The sequence below is a fragment of the Streptomyces sp. NPDC005791 genome (assembly GCF_042871485.1).
Lineage (GTDB): Bacteria > Actinomycetota > Actinomycetes > Streptomycetales > Streptomycetaceae > Streptomyces.
In genome coordinates, this window is the sequence record NZ_JBIAIP010000003.1 from 222,216 (window position 1) to 242,948 (window position 20,733).

A 20,733-nucleotide genomic window follows, 5' to 3' on the forward strand; every position below is an offset into this window, starting at 1 on the left:
GATCAGGGGTTGTGGGTGACCTCCAGCGGCGCGAAGCCGACACGGGTCGTCGTACCGTCGTCCGCCCAACGCACCGAGACCGTCTCCCCGTTCACGTCCACCCCGCTCACCGCCAAGGCGAGAGGGCCGGCGTCCGGCTCAGCGGTGAGCGATGCCAGGGCCACCAGTACGTCGGTGCCCTCCACGTCCGCGGCCAGCCGGGGCAGCACCGCCCAGCGCGTGAACGCCGTGCCCTGGGGGGCCCGTACGTCCTCGGGTTCCGCCCAGCCGTGCAGCCCGCACAGCGCGGATCGCACGGTGCCCCCGGGGTCCGTCGCCCAGCCCGTCTGCTCGGCCAGCGACCCGGCGGGTGCGCCCAGGACGCGGTGCACCCGTAGTTCGTACCGTCCTCGCACGACGGTCACACTCTCCACCCGAAGGCCCGGCCAGGTCGGCGGGCCGTCCGGAAAGACCGGGCAGTGCCAGGAGGCGGCCCAGCCCCAGCCGTCCCCATGACCCGCGCCCACGGGGTGGATACGGACCCGGCTGCTCCGGGACCCCTTGATCCGTAGCGAGAGGTGATTGTCCGCGGTGTTCGCGGACGCCGTGGGACCGGTGGCGGTGGAGTACGCGAGGCGGGCGTAGAGCGGGTCCGACAGATCCGCCGTCTCGCCCTCGTGCGGCCGGACATGGTCGCTGCCGTGATTGTGCAACCGTACGATGCCGTCGGCCCGCGTCGACTGCACCAGCAGCCCGGGCGACGGCAGCGACAGCACCCGGTCCCGGACCTCGCTCGGTGCGGCCTCCTCGTCAGCCGTCCACAGGGGGTGTTCCGGCGGGGCGAGCAGGGCCACGAAGGCCTTCGACGCCCAGTACGGCGACGACGGACCGGAGTACACCTGGAGCGTCGCGTCGTGCGGACCGTGCCAGCCCAGACTCAGCAGACCGTCGTCCCCGGCCGCCCCGCGCTCCAGGAAGTACCGCAGCGATCCGCTGATCAGCCGCCGCGAGACGCCCGGTGCCAGGGGGGTGTGGCCGGACACAGCGCCCATCCCGACCGCCGCGCCGGCGGCGAAGCGGTAGGTGAGGGAGCGTCCGAAGTGCAGCGGAGAACCGTCCGCGCCGAACATCAGCGAAAAGCTCTCGAGATGCTCGCTCAGCCGTGCGCCGTAGTGTGCGGACAGCTCCGCGTCGCCCGACAGGTACGCGTCGAGGACGGGATACAGGTGCAGCGCCCACCCGTTGTAGTGGTCGAAGGCGCGCCCGTCCCCGTCGGCGTACCAGCCGTCGCCGCGGTACCAGACCTCCATCAGGTCCAGCGCCCGCTGCCGGGCCCGGGCCGTCTCCCCGTCCCCCCGGCCCACCGACTCCAGGAATCCGGCGACGGAGAACGGGAAGAGGTACCAGTTGTTGGGCGCGGGGGAGTGCCGCAGGGCGCCGCGCAGCCACTCCTCGGCGCGGTCCTGCGTCTCCGCGCCCAGCCGGTCCCACAGCCAAGGGCGGGTCAGCCGCAGCCCGATCGCGACGGACGCCGACTCCACCATGGGCTGGCCGAACACGGTGTGGTCCAGGATCAGCGGCCAGGACTCGGCGTCGTCCCGCCCTGCCGTGCGCGTACCGGCGGTGAGTCCGTCGGCGTACCGCTCAAGCCAGTTGTGCGGGTCCTCGCCCTCGGCGCCGGCGACCCGGAAGGCGGCGGTGAGGAACGTACGGGCATAACCCTCCAGCCCGTCGGACCGGACCCCGGAGCGGGAGGGGCGGCCCGGCAGGTCGAGAAGGGCCCGGCCGGGGGTCGCCCACTTCCAGGCGGCGCCCAGCAGTCCGTCCGCCGCCGCTTCCCAATGGGCCCGGGTGTAGCCGGTGTACGGGCTGGACACACGGTCTTCGGAGGGGAGTCGAAAAGGAGTGGAGGTCATGCGAGGAAGGCCAGCCTTTCGCGTCGTACGGGATGGGCGAAGCCGTCGCCGGCGGCCCAGCGGGCGACCTCGCCGACCGCCAGGTCGGCCAGCCGGCGCAGTTCGTTGCCCTGGGATCCCGCGAGATGGGGGGTGATGAGCGCGTTGTCGCAGTCCCACAACGGATGGCCGGCCGGCAGCGGGTCGGGGTCGGTGACGTCGAGGACCGCGCGGATCCGGTCCGCCCGCAGTATGTCCGTGAGGGCGTCCTGGTCGACGACCGCGCCCCTGGCGGTGTTGATGAGGACGGAGTCGGGCCGCATCGAGGCGAGGAGTCCGCGGCTGACGAGACCCGTTGTCGCGGGCAGGAGCGGTGTGTGGACACTGACCACGTCGCTCTCCGCGAAGAGCCCGGCCAGGGTGACGGGGCGGGCGCCGAGACCGGCGGCCTCCTCGTCCGTGACGTACGGATCGTGGAGCAGCACCCGCAGCTCGTAGGGCCGCAGCAGCTCGATGACCCGGCGACCGATCAGGGAGGCGGACAGGATGCCCACCGTGCGGCGGTAGTTGCCGACGTCGTCCGGTGTGGCGAGCCAGGCGTCGCGCCTACGGGAGGCCCGGAAATCGCGGGCCCGCTCCAGGACCCGTTTACCGGACAGAAGGATCATCGCGACGGTGTACTCCGCGACGGGCAGGGCGTTGGCCGCCGCGGCGGACGACACCTCGATGCCCCTGTCCCAGCAGGCGTCGGTGACATGGACGCGCACCGTGCCCGCCGTGTGCACGATGGCCCGCAGCGCGGGTGCGGCGGCCAGGACACCGGTGTGCAGCGGCGGGCAGCCCCAGCCGGTGATCAGGACCTCCGTGTCCGCGAGGACGGTCCGGGCCGCCTCGGTAGTGAAGTCGTCGATCGCGGGCCCCGGTGCGAGGGTGCACACCTCGGCCAGCGCCGCCAGGGAGCCGGGGGAGAGCACCGCGGCTGCGGCGTCCGCCCCCATGGCGAGTGCGGCGCGCGGCCGGCGGTGTGCGGGGGGAGTGCTGGGCATGGTTCTCCTGGTCGGTGGTCCGGCGGACTGACGGCTACTTGACGGCGCCCGCCGTCAGCCCCGACCGCCAGAAGCGCTGGAGCAGGGCGAAGGCGAGGATGAGGGGCACCACCGCGAGCAGCGAGCCCATGATGACGACGGGGTAGTACTCGGGCGACACGGACGCGGCGCTGTTCCAGGAGTACAGGCCGAGGCTGACCGGATACAGGTCCTGGTCGGACAGCATCACCATGGGCAGGAAGAAGTTGTTCCAGATGGCCGTGAGCTGGAAGAGGAAGATGGTGACCAGGCCCGGCCCCAGCATGCGGAGCGCCACCCGGAAGTAGGCGGCCATTTCGCCCGCGCCGTCCATCCGCGCGGCCTCGAGCACCTCGTCGGGCACGTAGCCCTGGCTGAAGATCCGGCCGAGATAGACCCCGAACGGATTGAACAGGACGGGGATGAAGACGGCCCAGAAGGTGTTCACGAGACCGGTGCCGGAGGCCATCAGGTAGAGCGGCAGGGCCAGTACGGTCTGCGGCACCATGACGGCGGCCAGTACCAGGCCGAACAGCTTCTCCTTGTGGGCGAAGCGGTACTTGTCGAAGGCGTAACCGCACGCGATGCTGATCAGCGCGCCGAGGGCAGCGCCGAGCACCGCGTACAGCAGGCTGTTGCCGTACCAGCGGCCGTACAGCCCGCCGTCCATGGCGAACAGGTCCGTCAGGTTCTGGACGAAGGAGAAGTCGGTCAGCGACAGGACGTTGCTGCTGAAGAGGGCGTCCCGGTTCTTGGTGGAGGCCAGGACCAGCCACAGCACCGGCAGCAGGGTGTACAGCACCGAGATGCCGACCACGAGGTTGACGACCGAGCGCCCCAGGAGACGGGGCCGTAGCGGCGAGGCCGTTCGGGATGCGGTGGACGCGCTCATCGGGTGCCCTCCTCGGTGGCGTCGGCGCGATTGGTCCAGCGGGTGACGCCGTAGGAGAGGGCGACCGTGCAGAGGAGCAGGACGACCGAGGCCGCGGCCGCCAGGCCGTAGTTGTTCCGGGTGAAGGCCGCGTCGTAGACGTACATGCTGGGCGAGAAGCGCGAGTTGATCATCGGGGTGGACTGGCTGAGCAGCATCGGTTCGGTGAAGAGCTGGAGCGCGAAGATCAGCGTGAACATCGCCACCATCACGATCGAGGAGCGGACCAGGGGTGCCTTGACCTGGAGCGCGGTGCGGACCGGGCCGGCACCGTCGACGACCGAGGCCTCGATCACCTCGCGGGGGACCGCCTGCAGGGCCGCGTAGAACACGACCATGTTGTAACCGAGGTTGCTCCACAGCGCGATGTTCACGATGGAGGGCAGCACGGTGTGCACGCCCAGGAAATCGATGGTGATGTCGGCCTTGCCGAGCACCTCGACGACCGGACTGATCCCGGGGGTGTACAGATACAGCCAGATCAGTGCGGCGATGATGCCGGGCACCGCGTGCGGCAGGAACAGGGCGAGCTGGGCCGTTCCGCGGAGCCGCACCACGCCGGAGTCCAGGAGCAGCGCGAGTGCGAGGGCGCCCACCACCATCAGCGGGATGTAGATCAGGCAGTACAGGGCGACGATGCCCAGACCGCCGAGGAAGGTCGGGTCGGTCACCACCGCGGTGTAGTTGCGCAGCCCGGCGAAGACCGTGCGCTCCGGGCCGAAGCCGAGCCCGGGCTGGTCGTCGCCGAAGAAGCTCAAGTACACGGCGGTGCCGACCGGAATCAGGAAGACGGTCACCATGAGGACGAAGAACGGCGTCATCAGGGCGCCGCAGGCGCCCAGTTCACGACGACGGGCGGATCCGCGGGTGGCGGGCGCCGGTGCGGGACCGGCCTGGCGCCGCGGTGCCGGGCGTGCGGCGGTTTCCGCGGGGACGGAAACCGGGGTGGCGCTGGTCACGGGGGTCACCTGCCTCTCAGCTGGACGGTGGGTCGCGGTCGGGGAGTCAGGTGGAGTGCCTGGTGGTGGACAGGCCGAGTGCCCTGAGGTCCGGCATGGTGCCCTCCTCGGCGGCCCGGACCGCTCCGATGATGTCGCCCTGGCCTCCGCTCGCCCGAGCGAATCCGTCCTTCATGAGCCTGCCGGTGGCCGTCATCCGGGGGCCCCAGGTCCAGCCCGCGCGGATCTTGAGGGCCTCCTGCTCGAAGAGGGTGTAGATGTCCTGGCCGCCGTAGTAGGAACGGTCGAAGGCCTCGCGGCCCACGTCGACCAGCCCCGGGGCGGCAGGGTACTGGCTGCTGGCCCCGCTGGAGAGCCGGGCGCGCAGGGCGTCCGGATGCGAGACCTGCCACTCGATGAACTCCATCGCGGCTTCCGGGGCCGCGCTGTCCTTGGTGACCGCGAACGTCGAACCACCGTGGGTACCGACACCGGGGTCGGCCGGGTCCCACTGGGGGAGCGGGGCGATCGCCCACCGGTTCTTCTGGCCGGGGCGGGCCTTCATCTGCGCGCCGGCGTCCCAGGCACCGCTGAGGCGGGCGAGGACCGCCCCGTTGGCGATCTGGGCGTCGCTCTGCCGGCTCTCCGTGGCGTTCATGAAGACCAGGTCCTGGTCCGTCAGACGCTGCCAGTACGCGGCCACGCGACGGGTCGGAGCGTCGGCGAGCGAGAGGTTCCAGGCGCCCCCCGACGTGCCGAACCACTGGGCGCCCGCCTGCCACGACCACGCGGCGAAATGGGTGTCGCCGTCCGTGGGGAAGAGCGCCACCCGGCGCTCGTGCCCCTTGCGGCGCACGGTCCGCGCCGCCGCCTCGAACTCCTCCCAGGTGCGCGGGACGGTCAGTCCGTACTGCTCGAAGAGGTCGGTGCGGTAGTGCATCACCATCGGTTCTATGTCGAGCGGGACGCTGAACACCCGCTTCTCGAAGGTGGTCAGCCCCAGGGCCTGCGGCAGCAGCTTGGCCCGCAGGCCGTCGCTGACCAGGTCGGTCAGATCACGGCAGACCCCGTCGATGGCGAAACCGGGCACCTGGGGGTACTCGATGGTGGCGACGTCCGGTGCGTTGCCGGCCCGGGCGGCGTTGCTCAGCTTGGCGTAACCGCCCTGGCCGCCCGAGGGAATCTGCTGGAAGTCGACCTGGATGGTGTCGTGTCCGCTGTTGAACGCGTCCACGACCTCCTGACTGCCCCGCAGGGCGGACCAGAAGGTGATCCGCCTCTTCCTGCCGGTCCTGCTGCTCACTGTCCTGCCGGTACTGCTCGTACCGCCCGATCGTGTGTCTCCGCCGCCGCCTGCGCAGGCGCTGAGCGCGCCCGTCAGAGGCAGCGCGGCGATCGTGGCGAGCACGGATCGACGGCTCTGTCGACCATGCATGTGCGCCTCCCGCGGCTCCTGATGCGATGCACGGGGAATACTGATCGGCTGATCGATAGCGGTCAATAGATCGATCAAAAGAAGATTGAAGTGTTCAAACGATCAGCATTCCGGGTGGCGCGACACCGTGGTCGATCCGCGCACCGCCAGGGCGGGCAGCAGCTCCACCCGACGCACCGGTCCGGTCGTGCCGGCCGGGCGGTCCAGCCGGTGCAGCAGGAGTTCGGCCGCAGCCCGTCCGATCTCCGCTCTCGGCGGGGCGACCGCGGTGAGGGCGGTGCTGCCCAGCGCGGCGACGACATCGTCGTACGCCACCACGGAGCAGTCCCGCGGCACCCGGATTCCGCTCTCCGTCAGCCGCTGGACCAGCATCAGGGCGTCCTCGTCGCCGTGCATGACGGCGCCGGTCATACCCCGCTCCCGCACCAGTGCCGGGAGATCCGGGACCGCCTCCTGCGTCCCGGGCTCCCCCGGGCCCGCGTTCGGAGAGCTGAGCACCACGGCCCAGTCCTCCACCTCGGGCCGGGCGGCGGCGATCTCGGCGAACGCGGCCCGGATGGAACGCGCCGTCGGGCTGTCGTTCCTCGCGGCCAGCACGAGCCGGCGGTGGCCGAGCGAGATCAGGTGATCCACGGCCAGGTGGATCCCGTACCAGTGGTCGGAACACACCGAGTCCAGGGCGTGCAGCGCACTTCCGGGCCGCGGTCGCCGCTCCATCAGGACCGTCGGCACCCCCACCTCGGCGAGCCAGCCGTAGTCGGCCTCCTCGCCGGCGACGGCGCGCCACCGCGGGGCGATCAGCAGGCCGCGCACACCCGCGGCCAGGGCCCGCTCCACCTGAGGCCGTTCGGCCCCGGCCGCCTGCGGGGCGATGTGCAGGGCGATCCGGGCCCCAGCCTCCTCCAGGGCCGTCCTGGCGCCGTGCAGGGTCTCGTAGAGATAGGAATGCCTCTCCGGGACGACCAGGGCGATCGCGGCTCCGTCCCCGGCCGGCTCCCCGTTCCGCGCGGCCGGAACGCTCTGCGGCGGTCCGACGTCCCCCGCCGGGCGGACCACCCCGTGCCCGCGCCGCAGCATCCCCGTCCTGGCCAGCTCCTCCACGTCCCGCCGGAGCGTGACCGCCGAGACGTCCAGCTCGGAAGCGAGCGCGCTCACCTTGACGGCGCCACGCGCGTGCACCACCGCGAGGATGCGCTTCCGCCTCAGCTCAACCGGCTCCCGCATGCTGGCCCCCTTGCCTACCGCTGGTTCGATGTTCGTTTGAACGCTTTCATGAGCGATCGCAGCATAGCGAGGGACCCGCACGTCAGAGGGGGCACCGGGCGGAACGACGAACCGCCGAAGGGAAGATGTGTCTACCATCTGAATCGGAATGGACACCATCACCCTCTGGCAACTGGCCGCGCTCGCGGCGGCATCCACGCTCGTCGGCTTCTCCAAGACGGCGGTCAGCGGTGCCAATACGATCAGCCTCGCGGTCTTCGCGGCGGTCCTCCCGGCCCGCGAATCGACCGGTGTGCTGCTCCCGATCCTGATCGCGGGCGACATCCTCGCCGTGCTGATCTACCGCCGCCACGCGCACTGGCCGACCCTGCTGCGTCTCTTCCCCGCCGTCGCCGTGGGCGTGGCGGGGGGCACCGTCTTCATGATGTGGGCCGGCGACGACGCCGTACGCACCTCGATCGGAGCGATCCTGCTCTTCATGGCCGGCGTCACCCTCTGGCGCCGGCGGGAACGGCCCCAGCCGGCTCCGGCAGGGAAGGACGCGGACGGGCCCTCCCGCGGCGGGCGACTGAAGGCCCGTTCGTACGGGGTGCTCGGCGGATTCACCACCATGGTCGCCAACGCGGGCGGCCCCGTGATGTCGCTCTACCTGCTGTCCGCGGGCTTCCGCAAGCTGGGCTTCCTCGGGACGTCGGCCTGGTTCTTCCTGATCGTCAACACCTCCAAGGTGCCCTTCAGCGTGGGGCTCGGCCTCATCGACGCGCAGTCACTGCTGCTGGACGCCGCTCTGGTGCTGTTCGTCATCCCGGGTGCTTGGCTGGGCCGCGCCTGCGTCGGCCGGATCAACCAGAAGCTCTTCGACCGGATCGTGATCGGGGCCACCGTCCTGGGCGGCCTCCAACTGCTGCTGCTCTGAGGGCCGTCCGTGCGGTACGCACGGTGCGCGACGGGCCGGCGGGACCGGCTCAGGGGATGAGCAGCCAGTCCGCGCCGACGGCCGCCACCAGCCCGGCGCCCAGCAGCCAGCTGCCGAGCCGGGTGCGGCCGTTCCTGCTGAGCTCGATCACCACGCCGCACAGGATGAGCGCGAGCCCGTAGACCCCGACGACCAGGACCGACGAACGGCTCGCGATCCGCAGGGCCAGGACGGCAGCCATCGCCACCATGCCCACCGAGGAGAGGGCGATCCGCAACCGCCGTGCCTGACGTGGCGTGAGTCTCCGCTCCTGCGCGGGGGGCCCGGATATCGCCGTGGAGCCGGCATCATCCGGCTCCCGGTCCCGCTCCTGGTGCTGCTCCTGGTCCTGGTCCTGGTCTGAAGTGCTCATGACGCCGGATCGTAATGGCTGCGCGGCGCGTTGTTCGCCGGACCGTGGGATCGCCCAGGCCATCGGCCGTCGGCCATCAGCGATCAGGCGATCGACGCCGACACGATGGCGGACACCGCCAGGTTGCACGAGGCGGTCACCCACACCGCCGGGTGCGGCTCCCGCTCCACCAGCGTGGCCCCCAGCTTGCCGGGCGTGACCAGGTCCACGACGAGGAAGGCCACGGCCATCATGATCAGGCCGAGCAGCCCGAACGCCGCCGTCGAGGCGAGTCCCTTGCCGAAGTCCTCGTAGGTGGTCCAGATCGACGTGAACACGATGCCACCGATGCCCAGCAGCGCCGAGCTCAGGACCAGCGCGGCGTTGCGATTGCGCTCCTCCCATATCTGACGGCCGAGCTTGCCCGGTGTCAGTGCGTCGATGAGGAATATGCCGAGAACGAGCAGTACGACGCCGAGGGCCCCGTATGCGGTGGCACGGCCGAGGCCGTTGATGATGTCGGTCATCGGGGCGTCCGTCTCCTGAGCGAGTTGTCGAAGAATGGAACGTGAGCATGACGGACGCGACCAACACGCCGTCAGGAAGGAGCAAAACCTATCGCACGTACGTGCCTACTTTCCGGGCTGGTCCCCTCCCTGCAGCCGCGGGGCCTCCGCCGCGGCGTCCACGGGCCCGGAACCTTCAGGCCCGCCCCCCGCTCCCCCCTGCGCCGCATGCTCCACGCGACCGGCCAACTCCGTTGCCCAGACGATCAGGCCGTCCACCGCGATCCCGTGCGGACCCGACGCCCGGAACGCCTCGACGGCGGCGGCGCCCCGCCGCAACAGCCGCGCGCCGCCCGCCGTGTTGCCCCGTGCGGCATGGGTGAGCCCCACCGCCATCTGCGCCAGGCCTCGCCACAGCTCGCGCTCCGCGTCCGGCCCCGACTTCCAGGCGTCCTCGAACACCTCATGAGCGTGGAACGGCATGCCGGCGTCCAACAGCCGCTGGGCCTCGCGCACCGTCTCACCGGGGGAGCGGACCACCCCTTCGGGCTGCCGCTCCACTCCCGGAGTCCCGTACGGCAGGGGGCGCCCCAGCCCGTCCCGGGGGCGCGCATTGCGCGCCCGCCCTTCCTCGTCGCGGTCCCTGCGAGATTCGTCCACCCCCCGATTGTGCCCGGCACCTGCGGATGACCACGGGAACCCTGTCCTTGCGCACCCGCGCGCGGATAGGCTCGGTGCTCTCCGCAACCACCCTGGGAAGGGGAGGCATGAAGCCGTCCCGGCCGTTGTACGAGCGCGAACCGGAACTCGCCGCCGCTGCGAAGGCGTTGGACGCCCTGTGCGGCGGGCAAGCGGCGGGCGGACTGCTGGTCTTCACCGGCGAAGCCGGCATCGGCAAGACCGCTCTGCTCACAGAGATCCGGGCCATGGCCGCCGACCGCTGCACCGTCTGGTCCGCACGCGGCGGCGAGACGGTCACCTCGGTGCCGTTCCACGTCGTACGCCAACTGCTCCAGCCCGCGCTGGACCGGTTCCCCGCCGACGAGACCCGCGCTCTGTTCGGCGACTGGTTCGAGATCGCCGCGCCCGCTCTGGGCCTCGCGGATCCCAGCGGCCCGCAGCCCGACCCGCAAGGTGTCAGAGACGGCCTCGACTACCTCGTGTCCCGGCTCGCCTCACGCCTCAGCCACCGGCCGCTGCTCCTGATGGTGGACGACGCGCACTGGGCTGACGGTGAATCCCTGGCCTGGCTCGCCGGCTTCACCGCGCGGCTCTCCGAACTGCCCCTGCTGGTCGTCCAGGCGCACCGCCCCCAGGAGCTCGCCGCACGTGACGCCGACTGGGCCATGGCCCGCGCCCCGGAGCGTGCCGGCACCGCGGGACACCCCGCGCTGATCCGGGTGGCCCTGCGCGCGCTCACCCCCGACGCCACGGCGGACCTGGTGCGCGCCGGCCTGGGGGAGCACGCTGACGACCCCTTCTGCCGCGAGGTCTGGGCCGTCACCGGAGGCAACCCCTACGAAGCGGTCGAACTCGTCGCCAAGGCGCAGGACCGCGAACTGGCACCGGTCGAGGAATCCGCCGGCCTCCTGCGCGAGCTCGGCGCGTCGGCCCGGGGCAGCGGGCTCGTCGCCCGCCTCGAACGCCTGGGCACCAACGCCAACCGCTTCGCCTGGGCGGCCGCCGTGCTCGGCACCGAGATCTCCCAGGAACTCGCCGCCACCCTGGCCGGCATGAGCTCGGCGGAGGCCGCCGACTGCACGGCCCGGCTACGGGACGCCCGTATCGTCAGCGGCTTCGACCCGCTGGAATTCGTCCATCCGCTCATCGCCACCGCCGTCTACCGCTCCATCCCGCCGGCGACCCGCACCGCCATGCACGGCAGGGCGGCCTGGGCCATCACCCAGGCCGGACTCGGGGCTGCGGCAGCCTCCCGCCATCTGCTGGAAGTCCACCCGGACGATGACCAGGAGCTGGTCGCACAGCTCCGTGAGGCGGCACGGCAGCACCTCGCGGTCGGCGCCCCCGAGGCCGCCAGCCGCTGCCTCGAACGCGCCCTGGAGGAGCCGCCACGCCCCCAAGAACGGGCAGCTATGCTGTACGAGCTGGGCTGCGCCACGCTGCTCTCCTCACCAGCCACCACGGTGCAGCACCTGCGTGCCGCACTCGACACGCCTGGGCTCGACGAGACACTGCGGATCGACGCCACCTTCCGGCTCGCCGCCGCCCTGTCCCACAACAACCAGCTCAAGGACGCGGCACTCTCGCTCGCCGCCGAGGCCTCCCGCACGGCACCGGGCCCTGGTCTGATGCGTCTCCAGGCCGCGCACTTCCTGTGGGAGGGCATGCAGGCAACCGAGGACGACGGCCCCGGACGATCGGCCCGCCTCGCCCGCAACGCGGACCACCTCAAGGGCCGCGACAACGCCGAGCGCGCCCTGCTCACACTGCGAGCCTTCGACGCCATGCTCCGCGGGGAGAACGCCCAACTCGTCAACGGCTTCTGCGAACGAGCGCTCGTCGACGGACGGCCCGCGCGCGGGCTCGGCTGGACCGACTCCGAATGGGGCTTCGAACTCCCCGCGATGGTAGGCATCACCTACGCGTTCACCGACCAGCTCGACCGTGCCGAAACGCTCTTCGGCGAGGCCGTGCGCGCCTTCGAGATCTCCGGCTGGAGCGGCGCGCACCTCGCGTTCTCGCACACCCTCCTCGGCCTCGTGCACCGCAGGCGCGGCCGTCTCGCCGAGGCGGAGGGCTTCCTGCGAGAAGGACTGCGCCTCGCCGACCGGGCCGGCAGCGGACTGCCCGTCCACTGGGACGCCACCTGCCTCCTCGTCGACACCCTCCTCGCCCGCGGTCGGACGGCGGAGGCCAGGCTGGTCGCCGACCGGTACGGCTTCGGCCCGCCCTACCCCAGCGCGATGGTCCTGCCGGACGCCCCGTGCGTACGCGGACGTCTGCTGCTGGCCGAAGGGCGCACCAAGGAGGCCGTGGCCGAGCTGGAAGCGGCTGGGGCGGCTCTCGAACCACGCGGCCGGTTCAACGGCGTCTGGGCCCCCTGGTCCGGTGACCTCGCCCGCGCACTCGCCGACACCGATCCGGTACGCGCCGCCGAACTGGCTGCCCGGGCGCGCGTCCACGCGGAACGCTTCGGCACGGACACGGCGATCGGCGAGGCCCTGCGCTGCGAAGCCCTGTTCGCGCCCGAGGAGGAGGCCCCACACATGCTGGCCGAGGCCGTACGCCACCTCGAAGCGTCCTCCTCCGCCTACGAGCACGCCCTGGCCCGCTTCGAGTACGGCACCGCGATCCGCTCCCAGCGGGAGCTCGCCCGCGCGCAGAAGCTGGCCACCACCTGCGGCGCGGAAGGACTGGCGACCCGTGCCCAGCAGGTACGGGCGTCGATCCGGTCCTCGGAGTGAGGTAATGTTTGTCCTGCGCAGCCCCCCGGGGACACCGGGAGGAAACGCAGCGGGACGTGGCGCAGCTTGGTAGCGCACTTGACTGGGGGTCAAGGGGTCGCAGGTTCAAATCCTGTCGTCCCGACTGGAGACAGTCGCAGATCAGGGCCGGTTTCGGAGCAATCCGAAACCGGCCCTTGATCATTTTTGGGGACCAGTTGGGGACCACTTGGGGTCTGGCGTCCTTGACCGGGCCAGCGGGTCATGACGATGGGGCTCGGGAGTGAGCGTGGTGCGCGCAGCACACGCTCGCCGACTTGACGAAGTAGCGCGGTCTTGCCGCCGAATGAGGGGCGTCCCGTCACCGGCCTCCCAGCCCACCCTGAACCGCCTGAACAGTCGCAACGCAGGGCTCTCCGGCCCTGACGCAATTCGGCCGACGGGTCGGCGGGGTGCCCGGGCGCTCTTGTTGACGTCGGAAAACTGCCAGAAGGTGTCTCCTGTCCCTGCTGCAATAGTGCTCACAACCATGTGTGAGGCCCCACAACAGGACGGGATTCGTGTCCGCAGCAACGACTACTTCCATCGACCCCGCTGAACTGCCGGCACGGTCGCCCCTCGTATCGTGGCTGGCCGTGATCTCGGTGATGCTGGGAATTTTCTCGATCGTCACCACCGAAATCCTGCCGATCGGATTGCTTACCTCCATCGGGTCGAATTTCACCATCTCCGATGGAATGGCCGGCCTGATGATGACCATGCCGGGCTTCCTGGCGGCCATCTCGGCACCTCTGGTCACCGTGGCCACGGGGCGCATCGACCGGCGTCTCATGCTGGGGGCGTTCATCCTCCTGCTGGCGCTGGCGAACTTCCTGGCGGCCGCCGCGTCCAGCTACTGGCTGGTCCTGGTCTCCCGGGTGATGGTCGGGATCACCATCGGAGGGTTCTGGTCGATCGGGGCGGGACTGGCCGGCCGGCTGGTGCCTCCGGAGTCGGTCGGCCGCGCCACCGCCATGATCTTTTCCGCGGTACCGCTCGGATCCGTGCTCGGCGTACCGATGGGCACGTTCATCGGGGACGTCGCGGGGTGGCGTACAGCCTTCCTGGTGATGGGAGCGCTGACTCTCGCCGTGTTCGTCCTGCTGATCCTGGTGGTCCCGTCCCTGCCCGCGGAGGAGCCCACACGCCTGCGCGTGCTCACCGGCATGCTGAAAAGCGTCAACACCAGGTTCGCGCTGGTGATCACCTTCCTGGTCGTGCTCGCCCACTTCGGGGCCTACACCTACGTCACCCCGTTCCTGGAACAGGTGACACAGGTGGGCGCCGGGCTCATCACCGTGTTCCTCCTCGTCTACGGGGCAGCCGGCATCGCCGGAAACTTCCTGGGCGGATCAGTCGTGGCGCGTCACCCGAGGGCCACCTTCGCGGCAGCCGCCGCGATGATCGGCGGGGCGACCCTGCTGCTCCCGGTGCTCGGCGGCAGCCGGCTCGGGGCGGTGAGCCTGCTGATCCTGTGGGGTGTCGCGTACGGGGCCGTTCCGGTCTGCTCCCAGACCTGGTTCGCCAAGGCCTGTCCCGATTCCCCCGAGGCCTCATCGGTGCTCTTCACAGCGTCGTTCCAAGCCACCATCTCGATGGGCGCCCTGGCCGGAGGCGTGGTGGTCGACCGGTCATCCCCGTCCATGGTCATGGCACTCGCCGGCACGGCCGCGGTCCTCACCGTGGTGGCCATCGGCGTTCACCACGCCCGAAAGGTCACCTGGCCCGAGCCGGCTCACCAGCCGTAGGCCACAGCTCCTCACCCAGGGCTCCTGCCCGACGTCCGGTCCGCCGCAGCCACCCCGCTGCGACGGACCGGTCCCGTGACCTGCACACACATCCCGTGCCCCAGGGACACGGGCGCCCGCAGCATGCCGCCGCCGAGCGAGTTCGGCGGTGCCTGGGTCAGGGAGAACCGAGTTGGCGCCGTACGGTCGAGGTACGGCCGTCCGCGCCCACGATCATCCGGCACGGTACGTCGTACTCGACGTCGTTGAGAACCGAGTTGGCGCCGTACGGTCGAGGTACGGCCGTCCGTGCCCACGATCATCCGGCACGGTACGTCGTACTCGACGTCGTTGTACTCACGACTGGCTCAATCATGCCCACCGTCAGTATCCCGCCGGTGTCAACACATCTGGTACGCAAGGCACTTACCGACCAGGTGCTCCTCACGGGCTGGGGCGGTCATCGCGAGGGCGTGTCCCATACCGTTCTTGCCGCATGGCCCTTGCAGCATGCCTTGTACACCTCGCAGCGCGGCGTCTATCACCCGCTACTCCTCGCCGAAACCATCCGTATGCCCATCGAGAAGGTCACCCTGCTGACCGATGTCGGCACGGTCCGGTTCACGCGGCGCGTCAACGGAAAGCTGATGTTCAGACCGCCTCCTCCGAAGCGCCGGTTTCCTGATGGCGCAGTCGGGCCTCCACGCGCCCGTCGATGATCCTGGTGTCGAAAGCGGGTTGCGCGGCGGTCGCGGGGCCTCGGACGTTCCAGCCGTCGGACAGGCGGAAGACACTGCCGTGCCACGGGCAGCGTACGCAGCCGTCGGTGACCTCACCCCCGGACAGAGGGCCGCCCAGGTGACTGCACATGTCGGCGAGCGCGTGCACCTGCTCGCCGCTCTCGCGCACCACCACGACGGGCACGTCGTCGACGTAGCGGCGGACGGCCTCTCCGACGGGGAAGTCGACGACGGGACCGATCTCGTGCCACCCCGGCTTCACCAGGTCCTGAACCGCTTCGGCGTGGTTGGCCCCGGACGCCTGCCGGTACGCCAGATGACCGCCGATCGCCCCGCCGATCCCCATGACCGAGAGCCCCGCGAAACCCAGTGACTTGCCGAGACGGACGCGCCCGCGCGTGCGGGCCGTGAACGACCCGGCGTACAACGCGACCGCCGTGATGTTCGCCGCCGCGTGGACGAACCCCACGCGACGGTGGCGGTGCTGCAGCTCCGCCCAGTCGACCCAGCCCGCCACCGCGGCCGGGCCGGCGGTGCCGAGGCCCACGCCGATGAGGGCGCAGGCCGCCCGGCGCTGCCCCGGCAGGAGATCCAGCACCGCTGCGGAGAGCCAGCTGCCGATCGGGACCTGCACCAGCAGGGGATGGAGGGGATGACCGAGCGGGTGTCCGTGCAGCACGTCGCGCAAGGACCCCAGCGGAAGGGCCCGGACCTTGTCCCGGACCACGTCGATGACACCGTCCAGCGCCGTGGTGTGTTCCAGACGGTCCATGGCCCGAAGGATTCTGCCGGGCCCGTCAGGGGACGGGAGCAGGCGCTTCGCCGCTCGCGAGACCTTGCCGCCGTGAACGGCGTGACTTCCGACGTGAGACTTTTGATTCATAGGGGGCGGGTATCCCTTGTGCGCGCCCGGAAACAGCCGCACGCCGTTGTCATCCGACTGCCCGCCCGACGCCCCCCGGCAAGCGCAGTGATCGGGACTCGCGGTCCCGCCCGGCGAGGCCGGCCGCAGCGACGACTGCGGCCGGAACCGTCCACTCCGTGGGAGTGCGGCGGGCCTGACGGAGGTGTCGGCCCACCGCGGCACCGGTCAGGGCCGCGCCGCGAGCGCCTTGTCGATCTCCCCGAGGAAGGGGTCCAGGTCACCGGGGTTACGTGAGGTGATCAGCGTCCAGCCGCCGGAACCGTCGGTCACCACCGGTTCGTCGGCCCATTCTCCCCCCGCGTTGCGGATGTCGGTCCGCAGCGACGCGTAGGAGGTCAGCCGCTTGTTCTTGACGACATCCGCTTCGACCAAGGCCCATGGGCCGTGGCAGATGGCCGCGACAGGGCGGCCGGAGCCGGTGAAGGAACGGACCGTCCCGGTGGCCGCCTCCTGGAGACGGAGGGTGTCGGCGTTCAGGGTGCCGCCAGGGACGAGCAGCAGGTCGTAGTCCGCAGGGTCCACGTCGGTCAGTGTGAGGTCGGGCCGGACCGTCTTCCCCGGATCCTTGTCACCGACCAGCGTCACGATGTCGTCCATCGACACGGCCGCGACGTCGACCTGGACTCCCGCACCACGGAGGTGGTCGAGGGGCACCAGGAGCTCGTCCTGTTCCACGCCGTAGTTGGTGACCACGGCGAGTACCTTCCGATGCTTCATGCCGTTGTCGGTCATCGGCTGCCACCTTTCCTCGAAGCGGCCCACCGGGTTGTGGCCCGCGTCTGTGACGTTCCCTCGATATGCGTGGATATGCACCCTGACGGCGAAAAAGGAAGCAGGTCAGGAAGCGTGGGAGAGCGCTGCCTGGGGGGTCGGTGCCGTCGGCACCAGGACGGGTGTGGGCACGGTCCTGCGGCGTGTGAGGGAGCGATGGCGCAGCCCGCCGCAGACGACGGCGCCGGCGATCAGCAGCCCGCCGGAGACGAGGGTCACGCGTGCGCCCGCGAACTCCATCAGCAGGCCCAGCAGCGGCGGCCCGGCCAGCCCCCATGCCGTCCCCGCGCTGCGCCAGACGCCCAGGACCCGGCCGCGCATCTGCGGCGACGGATCGGTCTGCAGCACCGTCGCCCCCGCCGTGTCGGAGACCGACTCCACGACAGCCATGGGAATGACCAGCAGCACGAGAACGACCAGCCCGGGCGACAGGCCGGCCGCCGCCTGCAGCAGGCCGCCGCACGCGGCCAGGACACCCACGAGCCGGACCGTCGGGTTGAGCAGCCGGCCGGCGAGCAGCGCGCCGAGGACCCCGCCCACGGCCAGCACGGTGGACACGAGGCCGAAATCGCTCTCCTGGGCGTGCATCGGTCCGACCACGAGGACGGCCAGGGTCAGCTGGTAGTTGCGCCCGAAGACGGAGCTGAGACCGGTGATCCCGGCGAGGGCCACCAGCCGGGGACGGCTCATGAAGTAGCTCAGTCCGGCGCGCGCACCCGAGGACGCCGCGTCCTCGCGCACCGCCGGAGCGGGCCCCTTCGCGGTGGGCCGGCGCGAGGGACCCCGCACCGGAATCGTCCCGCCCTGTTCTCCCCGCGCGTGTGCCGCCGGCTTGAGCGTGGGGATGACCGCCGCGACGAAGAGGAAGGACAGCCCGTTCGCGACGTACGCCGACGACGTGCCGAGTGTGCCCACCGCCACGGCGGCCAGCGCCGTCCCGGTGAGTCTCCCCGCGCTGTGCACCATCGAGCCGAGCGCGATGGCCGACGGGACGTCCTTCTCCGGCACCAGGTCATTGCCCAGCAGGGCGGTGGCCGGCCCGTCGATGGTGTTCACGATGCCGGTGACCGCCGCCAGGAGGAGCAGGACGGGCATGCTGAGCAGGTCGAGGCCGATCAGCGCTGCCGTGGAGAAGGCGACCAGCCCGAGGACCCCCTGGCTCACGGCCGCCGTGACCTTGCGGGGCCACCGGTCGACCGCCGCGCCCCCGAGGACCCCGAGCAGCAGGCCCGGCCCCGCCTGCACGGCCAGGGAGAGGCCGGTGGCAGCAGCGGAGCCGGTGACCTGGAGCACCAGCAGGTTCTGCACGGTCAGCTGCATCCAGGTGCCGGCGTTGGACACCAGGTTGGCCACGGACCAGCGGCGCATGCTCGGAGTACGCAGACAGCGCCAGGGGCTACCCCCGGCGCGCTTACGACGGGGCGCGGGGGCGTCGGGGCGGCCGGTGGCCGGCAGGGCGGGATCACGGGTGACAGGCACAGCGCAGCACATTTCGACAGGGGCCGGGGACAAGACACACGGCGGCCCCCGGGGAGCGGCGAAGTGAGGTCTTGGCTGCCGGCGGGTGGCCACCTCTGGGTGGGGCCTGCCGTCCGGCGCCTGTTCATCTTCACAAACGGTCGCCCGTGCGGCGAAGCGAGCCGGTGCGACGGCTGCCCGCCAGGGCCGACCGCAGGCCCAACTCTCCTTGTGGAGACGGCAGTCAGGGTTCCGGTGTCGTTCCTCACACGATGCCCCGGACCGATGTGTCGTCTCGCTCACCGTGGGTGACGCCGGTTCGTAGGGGCTCCCGCGTCTCAGCCGGCGGGCAGGCTGTCCGCACTCCGCAGCAGAAGTGTCTGCCGCCGCCGGGCGGCGGCCTGTCCGGCGGCCGAGAAGCACCAGGCCCACCAGCGGTCCAGCGTGTCCGCGGACAGGGCCTCGCATGCGATCACCGCCGGCCAGCGCAGCAGTCCGGCCTGCGCCGACACCTTGGCGCCACCCCGGACGGGATCCACCACCAGCGCGGGCACGCCCATCCGCAGGGCCAGCACCATGCCGTGCAGACGGTCGGTGACCATCAGGTCCAGCCGGCCGACCAGCGAGAGGTACTGGTCCGCCGTCCGGCACAGCTGCCACGCGTGCCGGTCCAGCCGCGTGTCGGCCTCCACCCGCGCGCAGTCCTGTGCGGCCAGCCAGGAGCCCAGCACCGCCGCCACCCGTTCGTGACCGCGTCGGGAGCCGTACTCGCCCTGACCGTGGGTGAGGGCCACCCCCACGAGCGGCCCCACCGGCTGTGCCCGGGCGGCCCCCGCCAGGTCGGCCATCAGCCCGGCGCCCGCCCTGTCGCGCGCCAGGACGCGATGGAAGCCGGTGACCTCGGGCGCCCGCTCGTCCAGGACGCTCACCCCGATCGCCGTGCGCCTGCACGAGGCGTAGCGCTCGTGCAGGCGCAGGATCTGGGGACCGTGGACGGGACCGCAGACGAACAGGACGTGTTCGTACGACTCGGGCGCCGCCTCTTCGAGGGACAGCTCGCCGGGCGCGTAGCCGGGGCTCCACGCGCAGTCGTGCGGGACACCCGAACGGCGCAGCGCGTCACAGACGGCGCGTGCGGCGAGCGCGTCACCGGCGGTCACCTCACCGTCCTGGAAGCTGAACCAGCCGGTGACCAGCACAGGCCCCGTCGAGGCGCGGGGCCGGAGGAGTTCGTCGAGTGCGGCGTCGAGACCTTGGCGCATCGTCGTTCGCCCTTCCTGGGATCGGACCCACGGTATGCCCCGAGATGCAGCGGAGCCGTCCTTCGACAGGATCCAGATGTGGGAACACCGTCCCCTCGACACCCGGAAGGGAGAGTCAGCACATGGCGCCTTCGGTAGCTGTACCGATGCCCTGGCGGCGAGCCGTGGTGACAGGCGGAGCCGGATTTCTCGGCTCGCATCTCTGCGAGCGCCTGCTGGACGGCGGAGTCGAGGTGGATTGCGCCGACAACCTGTCATCGGGGTCCGCGGAGAACGTGGCACATCTCGCCGGACGGCCCGGATTCCGCTTTCTGCGCTGTGACGTCTCCGATGCCTCCTGCGCCCAGGAGCTGACCGGGCCCTACGACCTCGTGCTGCACTTCGCCTGCCCGGCGTCGCCCGCTGACTACCTGCGGCTGCCGTTGGAGACCCTGGACGTCGGCAGCCTCGGCACCCGCAACGTGCTGGGCATCGCCGCCAGGGACGGGGCCAGGCTGCTGCTGGCATCCACCTCCGAGGTGTACGGCGACCCCCTGGTCCACCCCCAGCGGGAGGACTACTGGGGCAACGTCAACCCGGTCGGCCCGCGCAGCGTCTACGACGAGTCGAAGCGGTTCTCCGAGGCCCTCGTGACCGCCCACGCGGGCACCCTGGGGACGAACGCCGGCATCGTCCGGCTGTTCAACACCTACGGCCCGCGCATGCGCGCCCACGACGGCCGGGCCGTCCCCACCTTCATCTGCCAGGCGCTCGCCGGCGAACCCCTGACGATCGCCGGGGACGGCAGCCAGACCAGGTCGCTGTGTTACGTCGACGACACGCTCGACGGGGTCCTGCGCGTGGCCGCCAGCCGGTCCGTGCGCCCCGTCAACGTCGGAGGCAGCGACGAGACGACCGTCCGGGAGATCGCCCGTCGGATCGTCAAGCTGACCAGCTCCGCCTCCCGGATCGACCACATCGACCGGCCGGTCGACGACCCCGAGAGGCGTCGGCCCGACACCACACTCGTGCGCGAGATGTTCGGCTGGGAGCCGCGCGTGTCCTGGGAAGAGGGGCTGGAGCGCACCATCGCGTACTTCTCCGCGCTGCCCGGCGTCCGGGACGAGAGCCCGGCCGGGAACCTCTGAA

18 protein-coding genes and 1 tRNA gene are annotated in these 20,733 nt (G+C 71.2%); 5 read left to right on the forward strand and 14 right to left on the reverse strand.

Annotation, left to right across the window (positions count from 1 at the left end):
• Window positions 1-2 precede the first annotated feature (2 nt).
• The 6 genes from ACFYSH_RS08095 to ACFYSH_RS08120 form a co-directional block, all read right to left on the reverse strand.
• Window positions 3-1,895 carry a DUF2264 domain-containing protein gene (locus ACFYSH_RS08095; protein ID WP_388751414.1) on the reverse strand — a complete coding sequence of 631 codons (1,893 nt, stop codon included), beginning with the start codon at window positions 1,893-1,895 and terminating at the stop codon, window positions 3-5.
• Window positions 1,892-2,920 carry a hydroxyacid dehydrogenase gene (locus ACFYSH_RS08100; RefSeq protein ID WP_388751416.1) on the reverse strand — a complete coding sequence of 343 codons (1,029 nt, stop codon included), beginning with the start codon at window positions 2,918-2,920 and terminating at the stop codon, window positions 1,892-1,894. The genes ACFYSH_RS08095 and ACFYSH_RS08100 overlap by 4 nt, the downstream gene beginning before the upstream one ends.
• A gap of 34 nt (window positions 2,921-2,954) precedes the next feature.
• Window positions 2,955-3,830 carry a carbohydrate ABC transporter permease gene (locus ACFYSH_RS08105; protein ID WP_388751418.1) on the reverse strand — a complete coding sequence of 292 codons (876 nt, stop codon included), beginning with the start codon at window positions 3,828-3,830 and terminating at the stop codon, window positions 2,955-2,957.
• Window positions 3,827-4,828, reverse strand: a complete 1,002-nt coding sequence (locus ACFYSH_RS08110; protein ID WP_388751420.1) for a carbohydrate ABC transporter permease — start codon at window positions 4,826-4,828, stop codon at window positions 3,827-3,829. Before ACFYSH_RS08110 ends, ACFYSH_RS08105 begins: the two co-directional genes overlap by 4 nt.
• A gap of 46 nt (window positions 4,829-4,874) precedes the next feature.
• Window positions 4,875-6,242 (reverse strand): ABC transporter substrate-binding protein, encoded by a 1,368-nt coding sequence (locus ACFYSH_RS08115; protein WP_388751422.1) that lies wholly within the window; start codon window positions 6,240-6,242, stop codon window positions 4,875-4,877.
• A gap of 102 nt (window positions 6,243-6,344) precedes the next feature.
• The gene (locus ACFYSH_RS08120) at window positions 6,345-7,466 is read right to left on the reverse strand and encodes a substrate-binding domain-containing protein (protein WP_388751424.1); all 1,122 of its coding nucleotides are present in this window, start codon (window positions 7,464-7,466) and stop codon (window positions 6,345-6,347) included.
• 148 nt (window positions 7,467-7,614) lie between these two features.
• Between ACFYSH_RS08120 and ACFYSH_RS08125 the strand changes: the two genes are divergently transcribed.
• A complete protein-coding gene (locus ACFYSH_RS08125; RefSeq protein WP_388751426.1) occupies window positions 7,615-8,382 on the forward strand; it encodes a sulfite exporter TauE/SafE family protein in 768 nt (255 codons plus the stop codon).
• Between the two features lie 49 nt (window positions 8,383-8,431).
• Here ACFYSH_RS08125 and ACFYSH_RS08130 read toward each other — a convergent pair whose 3' ends face one another.
• From ACFYSH_RS08130 to ACFYSH_RS08140, 3 genes are all read right to left on the reverse strand, one after another.
• The gene (locus ACFYSH_RS08130; RefSeq protein WP_359465145.1) at window positions 8,432-8,794 is read right to left on the reverse strand and encodes a hypothetical protein; all 363 of its coding nucleotides are present in this window, start codon (window positions 8,792-8,794) and stop codon (window positions 8,432-8,434) included.
• Between the two features lie 83 nt (window positions 8,795-8,877).
• Complete coding sequence (locus ACFYSH_RS08135; RefSeq protein ID WP_359465147.1) at window positions 8,878-9,300, reverse strand: DUF350 domain-containing protein; 423 nt, start codon at window positions 9,298-9,300, stop codon at window positions 8,878-8,880.
• Between the two features lie 105 nt (window positions 9,301-9,405).
• On the reverse strand, window positions 9,406-9,939 hold the full coding sequence (locus ACFYSH_RS08140) for a DUF309 domain-containing protein (RefSeq protein ID WP_388751428.1): 534 nt from the start codon (window positions 9,937-9,939) through the stop codon (window positions 9,406-9,408).
• Between the two features lie 107 nt (window positions 9,940-10,046).
• Here ACFYSH_RS08140 and ACFYSH_RS08145 point away from each other — a divergent pair, with 107 nt between their 5' ends.
• From ACFYSH_RS08145 to ACFYSH_RS08155, 3 genes are all read left to right on the forward strand, one after another.
• The gene (locus ACFYSH_RS08145) at window positions 10,047-12,704 is read left to right on the forward strand and encodes an ATP-binding protein (protein WP_388751430.1); all 2,658 of its coding nucleotides are present in this window, start codon (window positions 10,047-10,049) and stop codon (window positions 12,702-12,704) included.
• Between the two features lie 50 nt (window positions 12,705-12,754).
• A tRNA-Pro gene (locus tag ACFYSH_RS08150) sits at window positions 12,755-12,828 on the forward strand.
• A gap of 415 nt (window positions 12,829-13,243) precedes the next feature.
• Complete coding sequence (locus ACFYSH_RS08155; RefSeq protein ID WP_388751432.1) at window positions 13,244-14,470, forward strand: MFS transporter; 1,227 nt, start codon at window positions 13,244-13,246, stop codon at window positions 14,468-14,470.
• 157 nt (window positions 14,471-14,627) lie between these two features.
• Here the strand turns inward: ACFYSH_RS08155 and ACFYSH_RS08160 are convergent, their stop codons facing one another.
• The 5 genes from ACFYSH_RS08160 to ACFYSH_RS08180 form a co-directional block, all read right to left on the reverse strand.
• On the reverse strand, window positions 14,628-14,687 hold the full coding sequence (locus ACFYSH_RS08160; protein WP_388751660.1) for a hypothetical protein: 60 nt from the start codon (window positions 14,685-14,687) through the stop codon (window positions 14,628-14,630).
• 413 nt (window positions 14,688-15,100) lie between these two features.
• Window positions 15,101-15,961, reverse strand: coding sequence for a Rieske 2Fe-2S domain-containing protein (locus ACFYSH_RS08165; RefSeq protein ID WP_388751434.1), 861 nt, complete (start codon window positions 15,959-15,961; stop codon window positions 15,101-15,103).
• Window positions 15,962-16,279: 318 nt separating this feature from the next.
• Window positions 16,280-16,846: a type 1 glutamine amidotransferase domain-containing protein gene (locus ACFYSH_RS08170; protein ID WP_359465156.1), complete on the reverse strand. Its 567-nt coding sequence runs from the start codon at window positions 16,844-16,846 to the stop codon at window positions 16,280-16,282.
• Between the two features lie 105 nt (window positions 16,847-16,951).
• On the reverse strand, window positions 16,952-18,253 hold the full coding sequence (locus tag ACFYSH_RS08175) for an MFS transporter (protein ID WP_388751662.1): 1,302 nt from the start codon (window positions 18,251-18,253) through the stop codon (window positions 16,952-16,954).
• Window positions 18,254-18,681: 428 nt separating this feature from the next.
• Entirely contained in the window at window positions 18,682-19,605 is a 924-nt protein-coding gene (locus ACFYSH_RS08180) for a polysaccharide pyruvyl transferase family protein (protein WP_388751436.1), read from the reverse strand.
• 122 nt (window positions 19,606-19,727) lie between these two features.
• Between ACFYSH_RS08180 and ACFYSH_RS08185 the strand changes: the two genes are divergently transcribed.
• A complete protein-coding gene (locus tag ACFYSH_RS08185) occupies window positions 19,728-20,732 on the forward strand; it encodes an NAD-dependent epimerase/dehydratase family protein (RefSeq protein ID WP_388751438.1) in 1,005 nt (334 codons plus the stop codon).
• Window position 20,733 lies beyond the last annotated feature (1 nt).

Coding starts and splice junctions, on each gene's coding strand:
- ACFYSH_RS08185 (WP_388751438.1), top strand. CDS start 19,728: ATGGCGCCTTCGGTAGCTGTACCGATGCCCTGGCGGCGAGCCGTGGTG.
- ACFYSH_RS08180 (WP_388751436.1), bottom strand. CDS start 19,605: ATGCGCCAAGGTCTCGACGCCGCACTCGACGAACTCCTCCGGCCCCGC.
- ACFYSH_RS08175 (WP_388751662.1), bottom strand. CDS start 18,253: ATGCGCCGCTGGTCCGTGGCCAACCTGGTGTCCAACGCCGGCACCTGG.
- ACFYSH_RS08135 (WP_359465147.1), bottom strand. CDS start 9,300: ATGACCGACATCATCAACGGCCTCGGCCGTGCCACCGCATACGGGGCC.
- ACFYSH_RS08095 (WP_388751414.1), bottom strand. CDS start 1,895: ATGACCTCCACTCCTTTTCGACTCCCCTCCGAAGACCGTGTGTCCAGC.
- ACFYSH_RS08165 (WP_388751434.1), bottom strand. CDS start 15,961: ATGGACCGTCTGGAACACACCACGGCGCTGGACGGTGTCATCGACGTG.
- ACFYSH_RS08145 (WP_388751430.1), top strand. CDS start 10,047: ATGAAGCCGTCCCGGCCGTTGTACGAGCGCGAACCGGAACTCGCCGCC.
- ACFYSH_RS08100 (WP_388751416.1), bottom strand. CDS start 2,920: ATGCCCAGCACTCCCCCCGCACACCGCCGGCCGCGCGCCGCACTCGCC.
- ACFYSH_RS08105 (WP_388751418.1), bottom strand. CDS start 3,830: ATGAGCGCGTCCACCGCATCCCGAACGGCCTCGCCGCTACGGCCCCGT.
- ACFYSH_RS08120 (WP_388751424.1), bottom strand. CDS start 7,466: ATGCGGGAGCCGGTTGAGCTGAGGCGGAAGCGCATCCTCGCGGTGGTG.
- ACFYSH_RS08115 (WP_388751422.1), bottom strand. CDS start 6,242: ATGCATGGTCGACAGAGCCGTCGATCCGTGCTCGCCACGATCGCCGCG.
- ACFYSH_RS08130 (WP_359465145.1), bottom strand. CDS start 8,794: ATGAGCACTTCAGACCAGGACCAGGACCAGGAGCAGCACCAGGAGCGG.
- ACFYSH_RS08125 (WP_388751426.1), top strand. CDS start 7,615: ATGGACACCATCACCCTCTGGCAACTGGCCGCGCTCGCGGCGGCATCC.
- ACFYSH_RS08170 (WP_359465156.1), bottom strand. CDS start 16,846: ATGACCGACAACGGCATGAAGCATCGGAAGGTACTCGCCGTGGTCACC.